Below are 14,981 nucleotides of genomic sequence, written 5' to 3' on the forward strand. Positions count from 1 at the left end.
GGCCCGCCCCGGGCAGGTGCTCACACGGCGGTCGCGATGCAGGGCGGCCAGTACGTGGAGGCTGCTCGCTGGCTCACCGATGGGCGTCCGAACGCGATCGCCATTGGTCCTGACGGGTCGGTCGTGGTGACGCAGGCGACGGACGACAAGGTCAGCCGGTTCGATCAGCGTGGCACTCTGCTCGGCACCTTCGCACTCGGCTTCGGTTATCCCTACGGCGTGGCCGTGGACCCTGCCGGGCAGGTGCACGTCACCCAGTACTCGGGGTTCGACTCCACAGCCCAGGTCCACATGTACTCCTCCGCAGGAGGGCACCTGCGCAGCTACGGGGTCCCTGAAGGCGCTTCCACGCAGTTCAGCCCCTGGGGGATGGCACTGCACCCCGACGGCACCGCGTTCGTCGCCAACCCGGTCGGGGCCGACGTCCAGCTCGTCCGGCCTGACGGCTCCTGGGGTGGGCGTCTGGGAGGTCCGGGGTCTGGACCTGGGCAGTTCGACGGGCCTCGTGACGTAGCGTTGGGCAACGGCAGCCTCTACGTCGTTGACACTGGCAACCGCCGCGTCCAGCGGTTCGATCCGACCACGGGCGAGCTTCAGGCAATCTGGGGCCAGTCCGGCTATGGCGAGGGTCAGTTCCTCAACCCCCAGTCGATCGATGTCGCCCCCGATGGTCGGGTGCTCGTGCTCGACCGCAACGGGCCGGACGCCGCGGTGCTCAACCAGTTCACCGCCGCAGGCGACTTCCTGGGCCGCACGACGTTGCCGCTGTCCCAGGCGTTCGCCATGGCGGTCGACGCAGCCGGGGCGGTGTACGTCACCGGGCTGGTCTCCTATCCCAGCGGCGGCTGGGGTGTGCTCAAGGTTGTGCCGTCGGATGCTTCCCCGACCCCGCCCCCGACCTCTCCTCCGATGCCGCCCCCGACCTCTCCTCCGATGCCGCCCACGGCCTCGAAGGCAAAGGTCATGCCCAAGCGCATCGACGCAGTGAAGTCTCGCCAGCGAGCCACCATGAGGATCGCCTGCTCGGCAGGCACCACCCGCTGCGCCGGGAAGGTCAAGGTCCAACAGAACGGCAAGATCTTGGCCCGAGGCACGTACACGGTGGCCGCTGGCCGGAAGGCGAAAGCCGCTGTCCGGCTGACCGCCCCGGCCCGAAGGCTCCTAAGCGCCCGGAAGTCGGTCAAGGTCCGGCTGCGACTTCAGGCGACGACAGGCGTGGGTGGGACGACGCGGATCCGGCTTACCAGGTGAACGCGCCCCCGGGACCGGCAAGCCGTGCACGCTGACTGATGACCGATGGATCGGGGTGACGAACGCTTCCGGCGCGACGAGAATGATGCCGTGGTGACTTCCGACCTGAGGCTTGAGGACTGGGACGACGTGTCGTCATGGCTTCGCGAGCGCCGTGCCGAGGTCGGTATGCCGACCTACCGGGACCTAGTCCGGCGCGTGCGCGAACTCCGGGTCGCCCGGGGACTGGCCCCCCATGATGCTCCGGGCAGAGGCACCGTCTACGACTGCTTCAAGCAAGGCCGACGGCGCATGGACGTCGAGCTGCTCGCAGACCTCGGGCGCGCTCTCGGGCTCGACGAGACCCAGGCCCGGGAGTGGGATGCCGCGTGCTTCGCCGTGCAGAACCGGGTCGAGTCAGCAAAGGTAGTCTCGGTCGCCGAGCAGGTGCACCACACCCCGCACTTCGTCGGCAGAGAGGCCGAGTTGCGAGCGTTGGGGGCGCGTGCGCAGACCTGGGTGATCAGCGAGCTGCCGGGCGTCGGCAAGACCCAGTTGGCCATCCAGGTCGCCCAGTCCTGGGTCCACCGAGGCGAAGCCGAGCGGATCCTGGTGGCCGATCTGAGGGGCTATCACCCCACCAGGGCCCCGGCGCACGGTGCGGCCATGCTCGATGAGCTGCTGCGCGTACTGACCGGGAGTTCGGCTGCTCGGCTAGAGACGCAAGAGCGGCGACGCGCGCTGCTGGCACGCGAGCTCGATCGGCAACGGTGCGTCCTGCTCCTCGACGACGCCAGCGTCCGCGAGCAGCTCGCCCAAGTACTGCCGCCTCCCGCCCGCCTGCCGGTCCTGGTCACCACCCGTCAGCGGTGCGACATCCCCAACGTCGAGCACCTGCATCTCGACCCACTGCCCACCGATGACGCGCTCGGGCTCCTCGCCGCCGTCGTCGGGGAATCCCTGGTGGCCCAAGAACCTCATCACGCTCACGCGATCGTCACCCGGCTGGGCAACCTCCCGCTTGCCATCGACGTGACCGGCCGCCGGATCGCGGACACCCCTGGTTGGAACTTGGCCGACCACGTCGAGGCCCTGGACCAACAGGTCGAGCTGCTGCGGAACCCCGAGGCAGTTACCTCCGCCATCGCACTGTCCTATCGCCGGCTCGACGTGTCAGCACGACGCCTGCTGAGAGTGCTGGCCAGCCAACCCGGCACCTCGCACTCTCCGGCCGCACTCGCCGCCATCCTGGACGCAGCGCCAGACATCACCGCGCAGACGCTGAGCGAGCTCGAAGATGCCAGCCTTGTCCAGATTTCCGGCGAGCGGGTCGAGTTGCACGACCTCGTCCGCGTCCACGCTGCGGCGATCTCCCTGGACGAGGACCCGCCCCGTCTACGACTCCAGGCTCGCGGCCGACTCCTCGACCACTACTTGGACGGGGCGGCGCGAGCGGTCGTGGCCAGTGGCCTGGCCCCGCTGGTCTCCCGCGAGGACTTCGATCCATCCCCGACCTCGATGCCCGCTGACGGTGCACTGGCCTGGCTCGAGGCCGAACGCGAGAACCTCCTGACCCTCGCAGACCCACGCGAGAGCTCCGCCAGACCCCACTTCACCCACGCACTCTCCGCATGTCTGGCCAAGTACCTGGAGGTGCAGGGCCTGTATCGAGATGCCGTGCGACTGCACCATCTCTCCTTGTCACTGGCACAACGCGCGGCCGACCCCCGCGCACAAGCAAGGGCCCACGTACTTCTAGGCCAAGTGCTGCTGCGCGTGGGCGAGCAACAAGACGCCACCCAGCACCTGCAGCGGGCACTCGACCTGGTCGACACCGCCACCGACCCCGACACGCACGCGTCGGCGGAGAACTCACTCGGCGTGACCGCGTGGCAATCCGGCGACTATGCTGAATCGGAAGCACACTTCAACCGGGCTCTCGCAACGGTGAACGCTCACGACACGACACGTCGGGCAGCACCGATTCTGGGCAACCTAGCAGTGCTCGCCGAAGCCGGCGGCGACTACCAAGGCGCACTGTCCGCACAGCAGCAGGCGCGAGAGCTGTCTCGAGCAGACCACGACCGTGCCGCCGCGCTGATCGCTCTGAGCAACATCAGCTCACTGCACATCTCCCTGCAGGAGTACGACGAGGGCGAGCGGGCAGCACGCACGGCGCTGTGCGAGGCGGAGGCTCTCGGCGCGCGGGGCGTGCTGGCTCCGGCCGGCATCAACCTCGGCGTCGCTCTCACCAAGCTGGGACGACTAGACGAGGCCGAGCAGGTCCTGACCACCGTCTTGGAGAAGTCCCGAGACAACGCGGACCGCCACCACGAGCTCGGAGCACTCATCGCTCTCAGCGAGCTCGCACTGGCACAGGACAGGACCGACGCAGCGCGGACGAGCTGCCACCAAGCCGGCGCCATCGCACGCGAACTGCAGCTGCCGTTCTGGGAGGCCCGACACCACCAGCTCCTCGCCGAAATCGCCGAGCACCTCAACGACCGATCGACCGCCCACGAGCAGTGGACGACAGCCCACCAACTCTACGCCCGAGTGGAGTCCCCCCTGGCCCACCAAGCAGCACTCGCCCTAAACCGCCTGGCGCGTTAACCCGCGCACAACGAGCACGGCGAAAGCGTCGAACCAATCCCGCGAACTACAGCCCGGATCAGGCCGCGTCGAGCGTGCGAGTTCGTCGGCCAGTCCCAGACACCCATCGTTCACCGGCACGCCCGATCAGCAGTCGGATGGCCGCAGCGCGCGCCATCTGCGACCCGGATGGGGGATCTTGCGTCCTTTAACTTGCTGCTGCCGCTGCAGCACCCCCACCGGAGTCGCTTTCTAGTGCTCGGCGAGCAATCAGTCCGAGACCGATGAGGGCTGCCGCATCGTCCGGGACAGCAGTGTCCCTGATCCCGATGGTCCCGGTCGTCCGCAGGAAGCCACCGAGCTTCAGCCACATCGCTTCGGTGCCGTCGGCCGCGACCCATTGATAGCGACGCCAGAGCACCCCACTGACCTTGAGTCGGTAGCGCCGACCGTTGACCTCGGCGTCGCCTCTCCCCAGGATGCCTGTCTGCTGGAACTCGCCGACGGTACTGCCATCGGCAGCGGCGGCACGCACCGTGCGTCCGAGTAGGCCCAGCGTCGTGAAGGTCAGCCGCTGGTGCGTCAGGTCCAGCTGGGCCGAGCGCTTGAGAAGACCTCTGAACGCGAACGTGCCGTCAGGTGCGCCCGCCTCGCTCAGGCTGAGCGATGAGTCGACTAGGCCTGGTTGGCTCACAGTGATCGTGCGTGTCATCGTTCTTCGTTCCCGGGTGCATCGGACGTTTCGGGCGGGGATTCGACGATCTCGCGCAGCGTCCTGAGGTGGTCGTTGAAGGCGTTACGTCCTTCGGGAGTGAGGCTGAGCCAGGTGCGTGGCCACTTGCCGACGTGACCTTTGCGGATCGCGACGTATCCGGCCTGTTCGAGGGTCGAGGCCTGGCGGGACAGCAGCGAGTCGCTGATTTGGAGGGTGTCGCGAAGGAACCGGAACTCCAGTTCATCTGCCTGGGCCAAGCCGGCGAGTAGGGAGAAGCGCACCGGTTGGTGAACCAGGTCGTCGAGGCGAACCCGCGGGTGCGCGCTCATGGGGTGCGTCGGAGCCGCTGGGCCCACAGCAGGAACGGCACGGCGCCGACGATGCCGCCCAGGGTGAAGGAGAAGCCGACGGTGCCGTCGAGTAGGTTCCCGAGGACGAACAGGGCGAGGGCGCTCCAGAGCCCGAGCGCCCACTCAAGCCAGTGCGGGGTGCTCCGAGTTCGTACCTGCCGATACCGACGAAGGTAGGGGACGTTGGTACCCACGGTGATGGCGAGGGCGACCGCCGCCGCGGTGGCTCCCACCAGGCTGGCGACCCCGCCGGCGTTGTTGAGATCAACGGCCAGCCCGATGAGGAGAATTGTGACACCCATACCGACGTAGAGCGGACGCTCCTGCGGGACCCGGGTTCGCACGGCGGTCCCGACCTTTTCTGCGGCTTTCAGCATGGCTTCGGCATTGTGCTCCGTCGGTTCCATCGACCCGCTCACCACCTTCTAAAAGTAGTTTCCAATTAGGAAACTACATTCGAATCCGGGCTGTGTCAACGGGATGGCCCACGACTGCGACCGTCTGCCCAACATCGAGCCCGGGGCACTCGCATCGGATCGGGCGACCCCGATCAGCCCATGCGTTCCCGATAGACGAACCCCTACCGGTTCTCTGGTCCGAGTGTTGGCTGATCGGCGCCGGTTGTCCCGTTGAGGTGTCGAGTCCGGGACAGCCGACGCCTCGGCAAAGTCAGCGGCGTGGTCGTGACTCGGGGAGGTTTGCCTTGGCCGCGGTGCGCTGGCGTTCGATCGCGCGGTAGACGGTTGAGCGTCCGACCCCGAAGAGCTCGGCCACCTCGAGGGTGCTGTACTCGCCGCTGTGCACCAGCGACACCAGGTGCTTCCCGATCCGGTGCAGCCTGGCGTTCAACTCGTCTGACTCGTCCCTCATCCGATGCCGCCGGTCGCAGGGTGGTGCTCGGGTATCTGAGCCGCGTTGCACGGTCTCACCGATCGTTCACAGCGTGGCGACGTCATGGTTGGCTCGGGCGGAGGTCCGTGACTGGCACGCCGTGCTCGGCGCGCAGGCGCGCCGCGATGATCGAGCGGTGGCACGCCTCCGGATCGCGCTCGACGCAGAAGAGCGCGATCGCCGATTCGCCCGCGTGGTCGGCCACCAGCGTGTGGAGGTTGACCGGATCGAGAATCTCCCGGGTGTAGCGCTCGGCGTACGCCGCCGCAAGCGCGACGCGGTTGCGTTTGCGTTTGCCCACCCCCTGCCGGTCGTCTTCGCGATACTGGAGCTGGCGCAGCTCGGTCGTGGGCGCCAGCTCCCTCACGTGCCGGTAGCCGACGTCCGCCGCGGCGAGCGCGCGCTGGAGCCGCAGCGAGTTCGCCCACGCGTACTCGGGTCCACGCACGCCGCGGCGCTGCCGAACGTCGAGCAACAGCCCGACCTCCGCCTCCCGCAGTCGGTGCAGGAAGGAGTCGGCGTCGAAACCGTACACGCCAACCGTCACGATCTTGGGCACCCGAATCCCCACCCGTCCCTCAGCCCGCGACGTCGCCTCAGGGACGGGCAGCTACGGCTTCGACCTCGAAGCCGATGTCCGGCATCGCCAAACTGGCCACCCCGAGCACGGTCTGCGTCGGAGGAGTGTCGCCGCACCGGCGCTGCACGGCCTGGCCGATGACCCCGAGCTTCTCGAAGTCAGGGTCGACCACGTAGGTCCGGAGCTGGACGACGTGGCTGAAGTCCAGCTCATGCGCGGCCAGGGCGACCCCCAGGTTCTCGAACGCCTGCTCCACCTGCCCTGCGAAGTCGGGCGAGACCACCGTCCCGTCTGGGCCCGATCCGTACTGACCCGAGACGAGCACCAACCCCGTGCCGGCTGAGATGGCGGCGGTGTGGCTGTAGCCGAACGGGACCGGGTCGTGCAGGCCGGCCGGGTTGACGATGGTGTAGGACATACAGACGCCTCTCGCTGGTGATGGTCGTGCGCTCGGTGCGCGCCTCCATCATGGGCACGTAACCCTGACAACGAGTGTCACTGTTTCCGCGTAGAGTTCTGCCCGTGCGTGCGAGCCGCCTGGTCGAGTTGCTGGTGAGGCTGCAGGTGCGGGGCGGCGCGTCCGCGACCGAGCTGGCGGCCGCACTCGAGGTATCGGTGCGCACCGTGTACCGCGACGTCGAGGCCTTGAGCGCCGCCGGCGTCCCGATCTACACCGAGGTCGGGCGAAACGGCGGAATCCGCATCGATCCCGACTACCGCATCGCCGGGCTGCCGCGGCTCGCGACCGCCGAGGCCCGTGGCGTGCTGTTCGCGATCGTTCCGGCGATCGCCGACCAGCTCGGGTTCGACGCTGCCGCCGCCGACCGCACGCTCCTGCCGGCGATGGAGCGGTCCACGGAGACGGCCGCCCGGGTCGTGCGCGACCGCCTGATCGTGGAGCCGACCCACTGGTTCGTGCCGCCGGACGACACATCGGCACTCACCGAGATAGCGCAGGCGGTGTGGGAGTCCCGCGAGGTCAGGCTGACGTACCGGGGCACCGAGGCCACCGTCCAGCCGCTCGGCCTGATCCTGAAAGGCTCCACCTGGTACCTCCTCGGGCAGGCACGAGGCACTGCCAGCGGCTCGTACCGGCTGTTCCGGCTCTCACGCGTCGAGGCCGTCGAGTTGCGCGAGATCCGCTTTGAGCGGCCACCCGGTTTCGACCTCGGCGCAGCGTGGGCCGAGCACCGCCGGGCCTTCCTCGCGTCGCTCCCGCAGTACGCCGTGACTGTGCGCATCGCTCCGTCAGCCGAGCCGCTTCTCGCGATCCTGGACGAAGGGGCACCCGAACTTCCCCTGCCGGCCGACGTCCAGCGCGACGAGCACGGTTGGGCTCGCCTCCGGCTGCGTTTCGAACGCAGCCCGGACGGCACCGCCCGGCACCTGCTACGCCTCGGTGCCGACATCGAGGTCCTCGACCCACCCGAACTCCGCGACCGCATGACCGCCGCAGCGATCCAACTCGCCGCCCTCTACACCAGTGACCAATGACAGCGACCCCGAGACCGCTCCGACAGTACCGGGCATAACGATCCGCCGATCGAATGGGCTGCCGTCGCTCGTCGGCGAGTCGGACAACGCGTCCCGTGATCGCTCCATCGCCGTAAGAGGATGGGCTCGCGGAGTGAGCCGGTGCGGGATGGGTTAGCCGTGCACCTGCTGGACGGTCATTGATCCGAGACGTGATGCGGAAGCCGTTCGTCCGCAACCTTTCGTAGGCTGTCGTTCTCAATCGCGAACGGATGGCCATGAGGATCCTGAGACAGATCACAGTCTTCGATGCTGCCGACATGTCGGCCGAGAGCGCCTTCTGGGCGGGACTCTTGGGTGGTGAGGTCTGGGCGGACGACAACTTTCACAGCGTGATTGTCGAGGGCAGGTGGCGGTTGGGTGTCCAGTTCGCGCCAAATCACGTGCCGCCCGGCTGGCCCGACGGGGAACAGCAGCAACAGGTCCATCCTGACCTGCACGTCGAGGACATCAGGGCCGCCCACGAGCACGCCATCTCATTGGGTGCACGGCTCCTCAAAGCCGCAGAGAACCTCGACAAACCTGAAGGCCACCAGGTCTACGCGGATCCGGCGGGACATCCCTTCTGCCTCGGTTGGCACGAGAACGTCGCTCTTGCTCATGACTTCGGCGCTACGAGGGGTTGAGTCAGCCTTCGCAGGCCGACGTCCTCGGCGCTGAGATCGCCGCTTCACGTCGGCCCTTCGTCGAGACCAGGACTACACAAAAGCCGTCCGGTGCGAGACGAGCGCGCGGGCACAAGGATCAGCTGCAACGATTTGGAGACCACCATGATGACGGCGCACACCGTCCGCGCGCTCACGCCCGAGACCTATCCGGCGTGGTTGGCGCTAGCCCAAAAGCACAACGGGGTCTGGGGCGGCTGCTGGTGCTCGTACTTCCACGGCGACACCGAGGCCACTGTCAAGCAGGACCACGACGGGCCGACGTTCAAGCTGCGCCTGGTGAACGAAGGTGTGGCGCACGCCGCCCTCGTGTTCGACGGGGACCAGGCCATCGCCTGGTGCGAATATGGCAGTCCGCTCGAGCTGCCGAACATCTACCACCGCAAGCAGTACGACGCCCAGGAGACGACCTCGGCGCCGTGGCGCATCACCTGCTTCTTCGTCGACCGCGACCATCGCCGCTCGGGCGTGGCTCGCGAGGCGCTCGACGGCGCCCTGGAGCTGATTGCCCAAGCCGGTGGCGGTGAGGTCGTGTCATTCCCCAACGAGCTCGTGCCCGGCAAGAAGACGTCGCCCTCGTTCCTCCACAACGGAACAAGGGCGATGTTCGAGAAGGCCGGATTCACCTTCGAGCGCCACATCGGCAAGCGCAAGACCGTGATGCGCAAGATGGTCCCTGCCGCGTAGGGGACGTCCGAGACGTGATCGCGGAGGGCCGCCAGCCGGTGAGGTCCAAGCATCCTCCCGATCAGGGTCGTTTCGGGCTGCTCGTCATCAGCGTACTTGGCCGCACGATCACCATCACCAGCCCTCTGTGGCACGCTCCGCGCGCCAATCGGCGTGCGTCGCATTCCGCGGGGCGTGTTCAGGCGAGCGAGCCTGCGAAGATTTGCCAGGCCAGTGCGGACTTGGCGACGAGGCTGAGCACGAGGTAGCTCCGTTCACCGAAGGCGTAGCTTCGCCACGGTCCAGCCTCGCGGTACTGCAGCCACTGGTTGAGCGCGAAGCTCATGAAGAAGACGAACAGGGACACGAAGATCCCGAACACGAAGTCGGGCACGTCCTGCCTGGCTTCTACCAGGTTCCAGGTGATCGCCACCCAGGGGGCGGCCCCAGCCACGCAGCCGAACCAGAACGGAAGCATCGTCGTTGCTGTTCGCCCGGGCGGGTTCATGAGTTCTTGCAGCCATCCGAACAAGATCATTGCCACGTTGGCGCCGATGATCGCGAAGACAGCGGAGATCTCGACGATACCGTTGTAGAAGGCGATCAGGACGATCATGATCGTCGCGCTGAACGAGTACTCGATCCACCGGAACGCGTTGAGGCCGCGGCGCAGGTCGTGCTCGTAACGGTGACGCCCCGCCGTTGCCGTCACGAAGTGGTCGAGCGCAGCCAGGGTCAGGAACGCTGCGATCGCCCAGCCGATGCGTATGTCGAGAATCGACTCGGGGTCTGCGAGGTCGGTGCCCGGGGGTCCTTGGGCATACGACGCGATGACGGTGATCGCGAAGTCGCTGGCCAAGACGAGCACGGCGACGGCCTGGGCGGCGTGCAGGAGCGCCAGGCCGATGTTCCAGCGGCGCAGCCCAAGCAGGGCGGCGTCGTCGACACCGGTGGCGGTCGTCCGTGGGGGCATGGTCACGAGCGTAGTGTTGGCACGATCACGATCACGAGCCCGCGCCCGTACGGTCGGGTCGCTTGGGTCGGTGGTCATCGTTGGCGGGTGGTGAGCGCGATGCGCTGGTTGTCAGGGATGGTGCCGGGTCCGACGAGGGCGACCCAGGCGCCTCGGGCCAGTACTTGCTCGACGAGCTCGTCGACGACATCGTCGATGACGTCGGGGTGTTCGACGTCGTCGGCTGCCTGGATGGAGTCGCCGTCGGGTGAGATCCGGGCGGGGAAGAAGAAGTCGTCCTCGACGGCCAACATCTCGGGTCGTTCCCAGCGCGAGGCCAGCCAGACGGACTCCAGTCCCAGCACGGCCCGGTTCTGGCCCAGGCGTTGATCGAGAAGGGTCAGGGCCTCCTGCTCCCGGGACGCGAGATAGCGCTCGATGTGAGGGGCCACCACGGCCGCCACCTCCGCGAGAGGTGACGTGACGTGATGGCCCGCAACCTTCCCGGCGAGGCGGGCAAGGTTGGTCGATGACTGGGCGAACCTGCTGAGCGTGGGCTCCGCGGCGACGAGGACGACCGGGGCGGGACGCAGCCGAAGATGCGCACCCAGGGCTTGGTCCACACGATTCAGAAACCCCTCGGCCGATTCGTTGCGTCGTGTGTCGTTGCGTGGCTTCATCGGGAACTTCGTGGAGTCGGCGGGTCGCAGCACCCCGTGTTGGCTGTCGAACAGCCGGGCCTCCTGGGTGGACAATGCCAGCACGACGTGGCGGGGAGTGCGGTGCAGGGCCCGGACCAGGTCGCGGGTCGCGAAGGTCGGGTCAACCACGGCGCGCTCCTCGACCTCGACCGGAAGCACCACCAGCTGCGTGTGGTGCTCGTTGACGTACAACGCCAGCGCCTGGTCCAGCGTCATCTCGCCCGCAGTGGCGATCAGAGTGTCGAGCTCGGCCAGCAGCCTGTCGGCACTGGTCGCCTCCTCGCGGCGAAGCCGTCGTGCGACGGAGTCGCGCAAGGTCGAGAGCCGGGCGGCTTGATCCGGCGTGAGGCGACCGGGTCGGGTCGGCATCAGCAACGACACGCTGGGGTAGCTGGTCATCGACTGCAGCACCAGGACGGCGTTGGCGCTCACCGGGTGGGTCGCAGTGATCGTGCTGGTCAAGAGGAGCTCCTTCGTCTGGGCTGCGGATGGCTGGTTCGGGGGCAGGCTCGGCACGTTCATCGGCACGTTCATCGGCACGCTCATCGGCACGTTCATCGGCGGGCCGACTCAGCGGTGGGTCGCTTCCAGATGGAGGTCGTGGCGGCAATCTCTTCCTCGGTGGCAACCCGGAACGGCGGGTTCTCGGGAACCGGGGCCTCACGGCGTGCCTGTCCACGGGTCGCGATCAAGCTCGCGACGACCGAGACGCCGAGGATGAGCGTGACGACCGCCAGCGAGATCGTGGTGGGGATGTAGAACACGTCGATCTTGAGGAGCATCTTGATGCCCACCCAGATCAGGACCAGGGCCAGGCCGAGCTTGAGGTAGACGAACCGGTGGATCAGGTCGGCGAGCAGGAAGTACATCGCCCGCAGCCCGAGGATGGCGAACGCGTTGGCGGTGAAGACCAGGAAGGCCTCATCGGTGACGGCGAAGATCGCTGGGATCGAGTCGACGGCGAACACGATGTCGGTGACCTCGACCAGGACCAGTACCGCCAACAGAGGGGTGGCGAGCAGGACGCCGTTCTTGCGGATCAGGAACCTCTGCCCGTGGTAGGCGTCGGTCATCGGGACCCAGCGGCGGAACAGTCGCAGCGCCCGGGACTGCTCGGGGTCGAGGTGCTCGTTGCGCTGGCGAATCATCCGCCAACCGGTGTAGAGCAGGAACGCCGCGAAGAGGTACAGGATCCAGGAGAAGCTGGAGATCAGCACCGACCCGCCCGCGATGAACACGCCACGGAACACCAGCGCCCCGAGGACGCCGAGGAACAGCACCCGGTGCTGGTACTCCCTGGGGACGGCGAAGTAGCTGAAGATGATCGCCCAGACGAAGACGTTGTCGACGGCCAGCGACTTCTCGATCAGGTAGCCGGCGTAGTACTGCTGCCCGAACTCGGCGCCGTACTCCCACCAGACATACCCGCCGAACCCGACACCGCACAGCACCCACACGACCGTCCACCCGGCGGCCTCGCGCACACCAATCACATGAGCGTGACGATGTGCGACAAGGTCGACCAGCAGCATGATGAGTACCGCGCCCAGCACGGCGAACCACAACCACAGGGGAACATCCATCAGAAAGCCTCCAGTCCAACGACTGGAGGTCTTGTCGGCCGATGGGGCCCGGGTGACCGAGCGTCGAACGACGACGCCGTACTGACGATCACTTCGCGGGGACTACTCCCCTCCGCGGTAAAGTAAACCAGACCGATCGGCTTTGGAGCAATAGCAAGGGCCCCTCGCGAGCATGGGTCCTTCAGGGGTCCGTGACGGCAGGCATCAGGTCTGAGCGCGCGTCGCCAGCGACAACCTCACCAACTCAGGACGACGTCGAAGCACGAGGCCCCTGCCCCGAGCAATCGGGCGGGCGCCTCCCCCTGCCTCTTGACAGCACATCACTACATGTCGCAACGAGCCCGTCGTCAAGGAGCGCGCCAGCGCAGGATCGTCGCGCGGGACGCGCGCAGAGGGATCTCGTACTGGGTGGCTCCGCGAGCCGTGGGGACAGACTCTTGACTTCTCATCAGGCCCCGGTCTCGACCGGTCCCGCCGTTCCTGACGTCCGTAATCAGTACACCTGGGCATCACCAGCCGGGACTGGTCCCGATCAGGTCACCGGCTCGGTCGTAGGCCATGAGTGTGACGACGCTGGCGTTGGTTTGCGTCCCGTTATCGATGTCGGTCACGAACGGCGGCTCCGCAGGTACCCAGGCGAGGAAGCGGTCGCCGACGATGGTGGCGTCCACGGCGGAGGTGGTCGTGTCAACGACGAGACGCTCGACGTCGCCGCGGACCCACCCGAGCTGCAGCACCCTGTCGTTCGTCGCGCCTTCGCCCCGGATGCCGCCGGAGGACAGGCTCAGCTCGGCCGTGGCGACGCGCTGCAGGTCGCCGTCGTCCAACGGAAAGGTGCCGACGCTTTGGCGCCGGTCCGCGCTCCACGTCGTACCGTCGCGGTACGGCGAGCAGGTGACCCAGTCTTGGGCGCCCCTCCACACCAGGAGGGCTGAGGTGTCGTCGCGATCGCCGGCGACCGGCTGTGACTCGGCCATCACCCCGGATGGCCCGCCGTCGGCCGAACCCCGCGCGACGCACGCCGAGATCGCGTCCGCCAAACCCGGTGTGAGCAGCTGCTGCGTTGAGGCCGAGGGGCCGGTCGCAACGTCGCCGGCCGTGTCCGGGTCGGCGCCCGACGGCGTGCCGACGACGGCGATCGCGCCCGCGGCGACCAGTCCCGCCGAGGCCGCCATCGCGCCCGCCACCCGCCGCCGCCGGAGCTGCCGGCCGCGGCGGACGATGTCGTCGAGGCTCCCGTGCGAGGTGACGTCGGGCATCCCCAGTCCCTGACGCACCCGGGGCTCGAGGGTGTCGAGATCGTTCATCGTCCTACCTCTGTCTGGTCGAGGGCCGGATGGTCGCGGAGGGTGCGCAGCGCGCGATGCAGGTGGGCGGTCACCGTGCCCGGCGCGAGGCCGAGGGCGAGCGCCGTCTGCGCGGTGTCGAGGTCGAGCAGGTAGCGCAGTACGACGACTTGGCGTTGCCGGGCTGGCAGGTCGGCCACCGCGCGCACCAGGTCGGCATCCCCGCGGCGGTCGCCCCGCGCCGAGACACCGGCCCCCGCGTCGGGCTCGACTTGCTCGCGCCGACGGCGCCGCCACCACGAGATGTTCGCGTTCACCGCCGTCCGGACCACCCACGCGCTCGGAGAGACGCACTCACGGACGGTCCCCCACCTCGCGAAGGCCCGAGCGTACGCCTCGGCGAGTGCGTCCTCGGCCTCCATGCGCGAGAGCCCCGACGCGACGACGGCGCGTAGGCACCGGTCCCGGGATGCGGCGTAGAACTCCGCGAAGTCGGCGTTACTCACGTCGTGTTGACGCCGTGGGAGGTTCGTCCGCTTACCACCTGCCCAGATTAGGTCCGTCGTGTGAGATGCACGAAGGCCCGGACCAGATGGTCCGGACCTTCGGGGGCGAAGCACATGGTTAATCGCAATCCACGGCGGGATCGGCTCGCGGAGCGTGCCAGTGCGAAATCCATACTGGCCACGCTCCGCGTGACAGTGCCCTCCTTGGGGCACCATGGTCCGGGTGATGACGCCGGAAGATGCCGTGGCGCTGGCCCTGGACGTCGCCGAGCGAGGGCTGGCTGACGGAGAGATGCCGATCGGCGCGGTCGTGTTGAGTGGCGACCGTGTGCTCGGCGAGGCCTTCACCCAGGAGCGGACTCTCGGACGGCGGATCGTGCATGCCGATCTGCTCGCGCTTCAACAGGCCGATGTGAAACTCGGCTTACGTCGGGCGGAGGAGCCACTTGTGCTGGCGGTCAATCTTGAGCCTTGCATGATGTGCCTTGGCGCGGCCATCACTCTTGGCGTCGGGCAGGTCTACTACGCATTGGAGTCTCCGAATGACGGAGGCGTCGACCTCTTGTCCAAGTGGCTGCCGCCGGTCGAGCAACCGTTCTTCTCTCGACCTGGTGACATCCGCTCCGGATTCCATCGCAGTCGCTCGCAGCGATTGTTCGGGCGCTACGCCGAGGGCAATGGCCCCGCTGGGATGCGCCGGTGGGCGGCGGGGCTCGCTGCGCTTTGAGTCG

At 67.7% G+C, this 14,981-nt stretch carries 17 protein-coding genes; 6 read left to right on the forward strand and 11 right to left on the reverse strand.

Annotation, left to right across the window (positions count from 1 at the left end; translation table 11 throughout):
• Window positions 1-36: 36 nt before the first annotated feature.
• Both EUA06_RS20565 and EUA06_RS20570 read left to right on the forward strand, forming a co-directional pair.
• Window positions 37-1,251, forward strand: a complete 1,215-nt coding sequence (locus EUA06_RS20565) for an NHL repeat-containing protein (protein WP_165354476.1) — start codon at window positions 37-39, stop codon at window positions 1,249-1,251.
• A gap of 90 nt (window positions 1,252-1,341) precedes the next feature.
• Window positions 1,342-3,843, forward strand: coding sequence for a tetratricopeptide repeat protein (locus EUA06_RS20570; protein WP_165354477.1), 2,502 nt, complete (start codon window positions 1,342-1,344; stop codon window positions 3,841-3,843).
• Between the two features lie 187 nt (window positions 3,844-4,030).
• Here EUA06_RS20570 and EUA06_RS20575 read toward each other — a convergent pair whose 3' ends face one another.
• The 6 genes from EUA06_RS20575 to EUA06_RS20600 form a co-directional block, all read right to left on the reverse strand.
• The gene (locus EUA06_RS20575) at window positions 4,031-4,534 is read right to left on the reverse strand and encodes a hypothetical protein (protein ID WP_129479282.1); all 504 of its coding nucleotides are present in this window, start codon (window positions 4,532-4,534) and stop codon (window positions 4,031-4,033) included.
• Window positions 4,531-4,866: a winged helix-turn-helix domain-containing protein gene (locus tag EUA06_RS20580; protein WP_129479284.1), complete on the reverse strand. Its 336-nt coding sequence runs from the start codon at window positions 4,864-4,866 to the stop codon at window positions 4,531-4,533. Before EUA06_RS20580 ends, EUA06_RS20575 begins: the two co-directional genes overlap by 4 nt.
• Window positions 4,863-5,294 (reverse strand): hypothetical protein, encoded by a 432-nt coding sequence (locus EUA06_RS20585; RefSeq protein ID WP_129479286.1) that lies wholly within the window; start codon window positions 5,292-5,294, stop codon window positions 4,863-4,865. The genes EUA06_RS20580 and EUA06_RS20585 overlap by 4 nt, the downstream gene beginning before the upstream one ends.
• A 262-nt stretch (window positions 5,295-5,556) precedes the next feature.
• Window positions 5,557-5,757, reverse strand: a complete 201-nt coding sequence (locus tag EUA06_RS20590; protein ID WP_207208470.1) for a helix-turn-helix domain-containing protein — start codon at window positions 5,755-5,757, stop codon at window positions 5,557-5,559.
• 82 nt (window positions 5,758-5,839) lie between these two features.
• Complete coding sequence (locus EUA06_RS20595) at window positions 5,840-6,337, reverse strand: DUF488 domain-containing protein (RefSeq protein ID WP_129479288.1); 498 nt, start codon at window positions 6,335-6,337, stop codon at window positions 5,840-5,842.
• A 37-nt stretch (window positions 6,338-6,374) separates the two neighbouring features.
• Window positions 6,375-6,776, reverse strand: a complete 402-nt coding sequence (locus EUA06_RS20600) for a RidA family protein (protein WP_129479290.1) — start codon at window positions 6,774-6,776, stop codon at window positions 6,375-6,377.
• A gap of 74 nt (window positions 6,777-6,850) precedes the next feature.
• On the opposite strand from EUA06_RS20600, the gene EUA06_RS20605 reads away from it, so the two are divergent.
• From EUA06_RS20605 to EUA06_RS20615, 3 genes are all read left to right on the forward strand, one after another.
• The gene (locus EUA06_RS20605; protein WP_129479292.1) at window positions 6,851-7,852 is read left to right on the forward strand and encodes a helix-turn-helix transcriptional regulator; all 1,002 of its coding nucleotides are present in this window, start codon (window positions 6,851-6,853) and stop codon (window positions 7,850-7,852) included.
• Window positions 7,853-8,109: 257 nt separating this feature from the next.
• Complete coding sequence (locus EUA06_RS20610; protein WP_129479294.1) at window positions 8,110-8,517, forward strand: VOC family protein; 408 nt, start codon at window positions 8,110-8,112, stop codon at window positions 8,515-8,517.
• Between the two features lie 90 nt (window positions 8,518-8,607).
• Window positions 8,608-9,243, forward strand: a complete 636-nt coding sequence (locus tag EUA06_RS20615) for a GNAT family N-acetyltransferase (protein ID WP_242498286.1) — start codon at window positions 8,608-8,610, stop codon at window positions 9,241-9,243.
• A 178-nt stretch (window positions 9,244-9,421) separates the two neighbouring features.
• Here the strand turns inward: EUA06_RS20615 and heR are convergent, their stop codons facing one another.
• The 5 genes from heR to EUA06_RS20640 all read right to left on the reverse strand — a co-directional run bounded on the left by heR (window position 9,422) and on the right by EUA06_RS20640 (window position 14,250).
• Window positions 9,422-10,273 carry a heliorhodopsin HeR gene (gene heR, locus EUA06_RS20620; RefSeq protein WP_242498287.1) on the reverse strand — a complete coding sequence of 284 codons (852 nt, stop codon included), beginning with the start codon at window positions 10,271-10,273 and terminating at the stop codon, window positions 9,422-9,424.
• Window positions 10,270-11,421, reverse strand: a complete 1,152-nt coding sequence (locus tag EUA06_RS20625; RefSeq protein WP_129479296.1) for a baeRF3 domain-containing protein — start codon at window positions 11,419-11,421, stop codon at window positions 10,270-10,272. The genes heR and EUA06_RS20625 overlap by 4 nt, the downstream gene beginning before the upstream one ends.
• An 8-nt stretch (window positions 11,422-11,429) precedes the next feature.
• Window positions 11,430-12,458 (reverse strand): TerC family protein, encoded by a 1,029-nt coding sequence (locus EUA06_RS20630; protein WP_129479298.1) that lies wholly within the window; start codon window positions 12,456-12,458, stop codon window positions 11,430-11,432.
• Window positions 12,459-12,967: 509 nt separating this feature from the next.
• Window positions 12,968-13,717 (reverse strand): hypothetical protein, encoded by a 750-nt coding sequence (locus EUA06_RS20635; protein ID WP_129479300.1) that lies wholly within the window; start codon window positions 13,715-13,717, stop codon window positions 12,968-12,970.
• A gap of 44 nt (window positions 13,718-13,761) precedes the next feature.
• Entirely contained in the window at window positions 13,762-14,250 is a 489-nt protein-coding gene (locus EUA06_RS20640) for a sigma-70 family RNA polymerase sigma factor (protein ID WP_207208471.1), read from the reverse strand.
• A gap of 226 nt (window positions 14,251-14,476) precedes the next feature.
• Between EUA06_RS20640 and EUA06_RS20645 the strand changes: the two genes are divergently transcribed.
• Entirely contained in the window at window positions 14,477-14,977 is a 501-nt protein-coding gene (locus EUA06_RS20645) for a nucleoside deaminase (RefSeq protein WP_242498295.1), read from the forward strand.
• Window positions 14,978-14,981 lie beyond the last annotated feature (4 nt).

Source organism: Nocardioides glacieisoli (assembly GCF_004137245.1).
Taxonomy (GTDB): Bacteria; Actinomycetota; Actinomycetes; order Propionibacteriales; family Nocardioidaceae; genus Nocardioides; species Nocardioides glacieisoli.

What these genes read in the sequence shown, in the direction of transcription:
- EUA06_RS20585 (WP_129479286.1), bottom strand. Translation starts at nt 5,294, where the DNA reads ATGGAACCGACGGAGCACAATGCCGAAGCCATGCTGAAAGCCGCAGAA.
- EUA06_RS20645 (WP_242498295.1), top strand. Translation starts at nt 14,477, where the DNA reads ATGACGCCGGAAGATGCCGTGGCGCTGGCCCTGGACGTCGCCGAGCGA.
- EUA06_RS20600 (WP_129479290.1), bottom strand. Translation starts at nt 6,776, where the DNA reads ATGTCCTACACCATCGTCAACCCGGCCGGCCTGCACGACCCGGTCCCG.
- heR (WP_242498287.1), bottom strand. Translation starts at nt 10,273, where the DNA reads ATGACCACCGACCCAAGCGACCCGACCGTACGGGCGCGGGCTCGTGAT.
- EUA06_RS20610 (WP_129479294.1), top strand. Translation starts at nt 8,110, where the DNA reads ATGAGGATCCTGAGACAGATCACAGTCTTCGATGCTGCCGACATGTCG.
- EUA06_RS20575 (WP_129479282.1), bottom strand. Translation starts at nt 4,534, where the DNA reads ATGACACGCACGATCACTGTGAGCCAACCAGGCCTAGTCGACTCATCG.
- EUA06_RS20580 (WP_129479284.1), bottom strand. Translation starts at nt 4,866, where the DNA reads ATGAGCGCGCACCCGCGGGTTCGCCTCGACGACCTGGTTCACCAACCG.
- EUA06_RS20565 (WP_165354476.1), top strand. Translation starts at nt 37, where the DNA reads ATGCAGGGCGGCCAGTACGTGGAGGCTGCTCGCTGGCTCACCGATGGG.
- EUA06_RS20590 (WP_207208470.1), bottom strand. Translation starts at nt 5,757, where the DNA reads ATGAGGGACGAGTCAGACGAGTTGAACGCCAGGCTGCACCGGATCGGG.
- EUA06_RS20635 (WP_129479300.1), bottom strand. Translation starts at nt 13,717, where the DNA reads ATGCCCGACGTCACCTCGCACGGGAGCCTCGACGACATCGTCCGCCGC.
- EUA06_RS20625 (WP_129479296.1), bottom strand. Translation starts at nt 11,421, where the DNA reads ATGAGCGTGCCGATGAACGTGCCGATGAACGTGCCGAGCCTGCCCCCG.
- EUA06_RS20630 (WP_129479298.1), bottom strand. Translation starts at nt 12,458, where the DNA reads ATGGATGTTCCCCTGTGGTTGTGGTTCGCCGTGCTGGGCGCGGTACTC.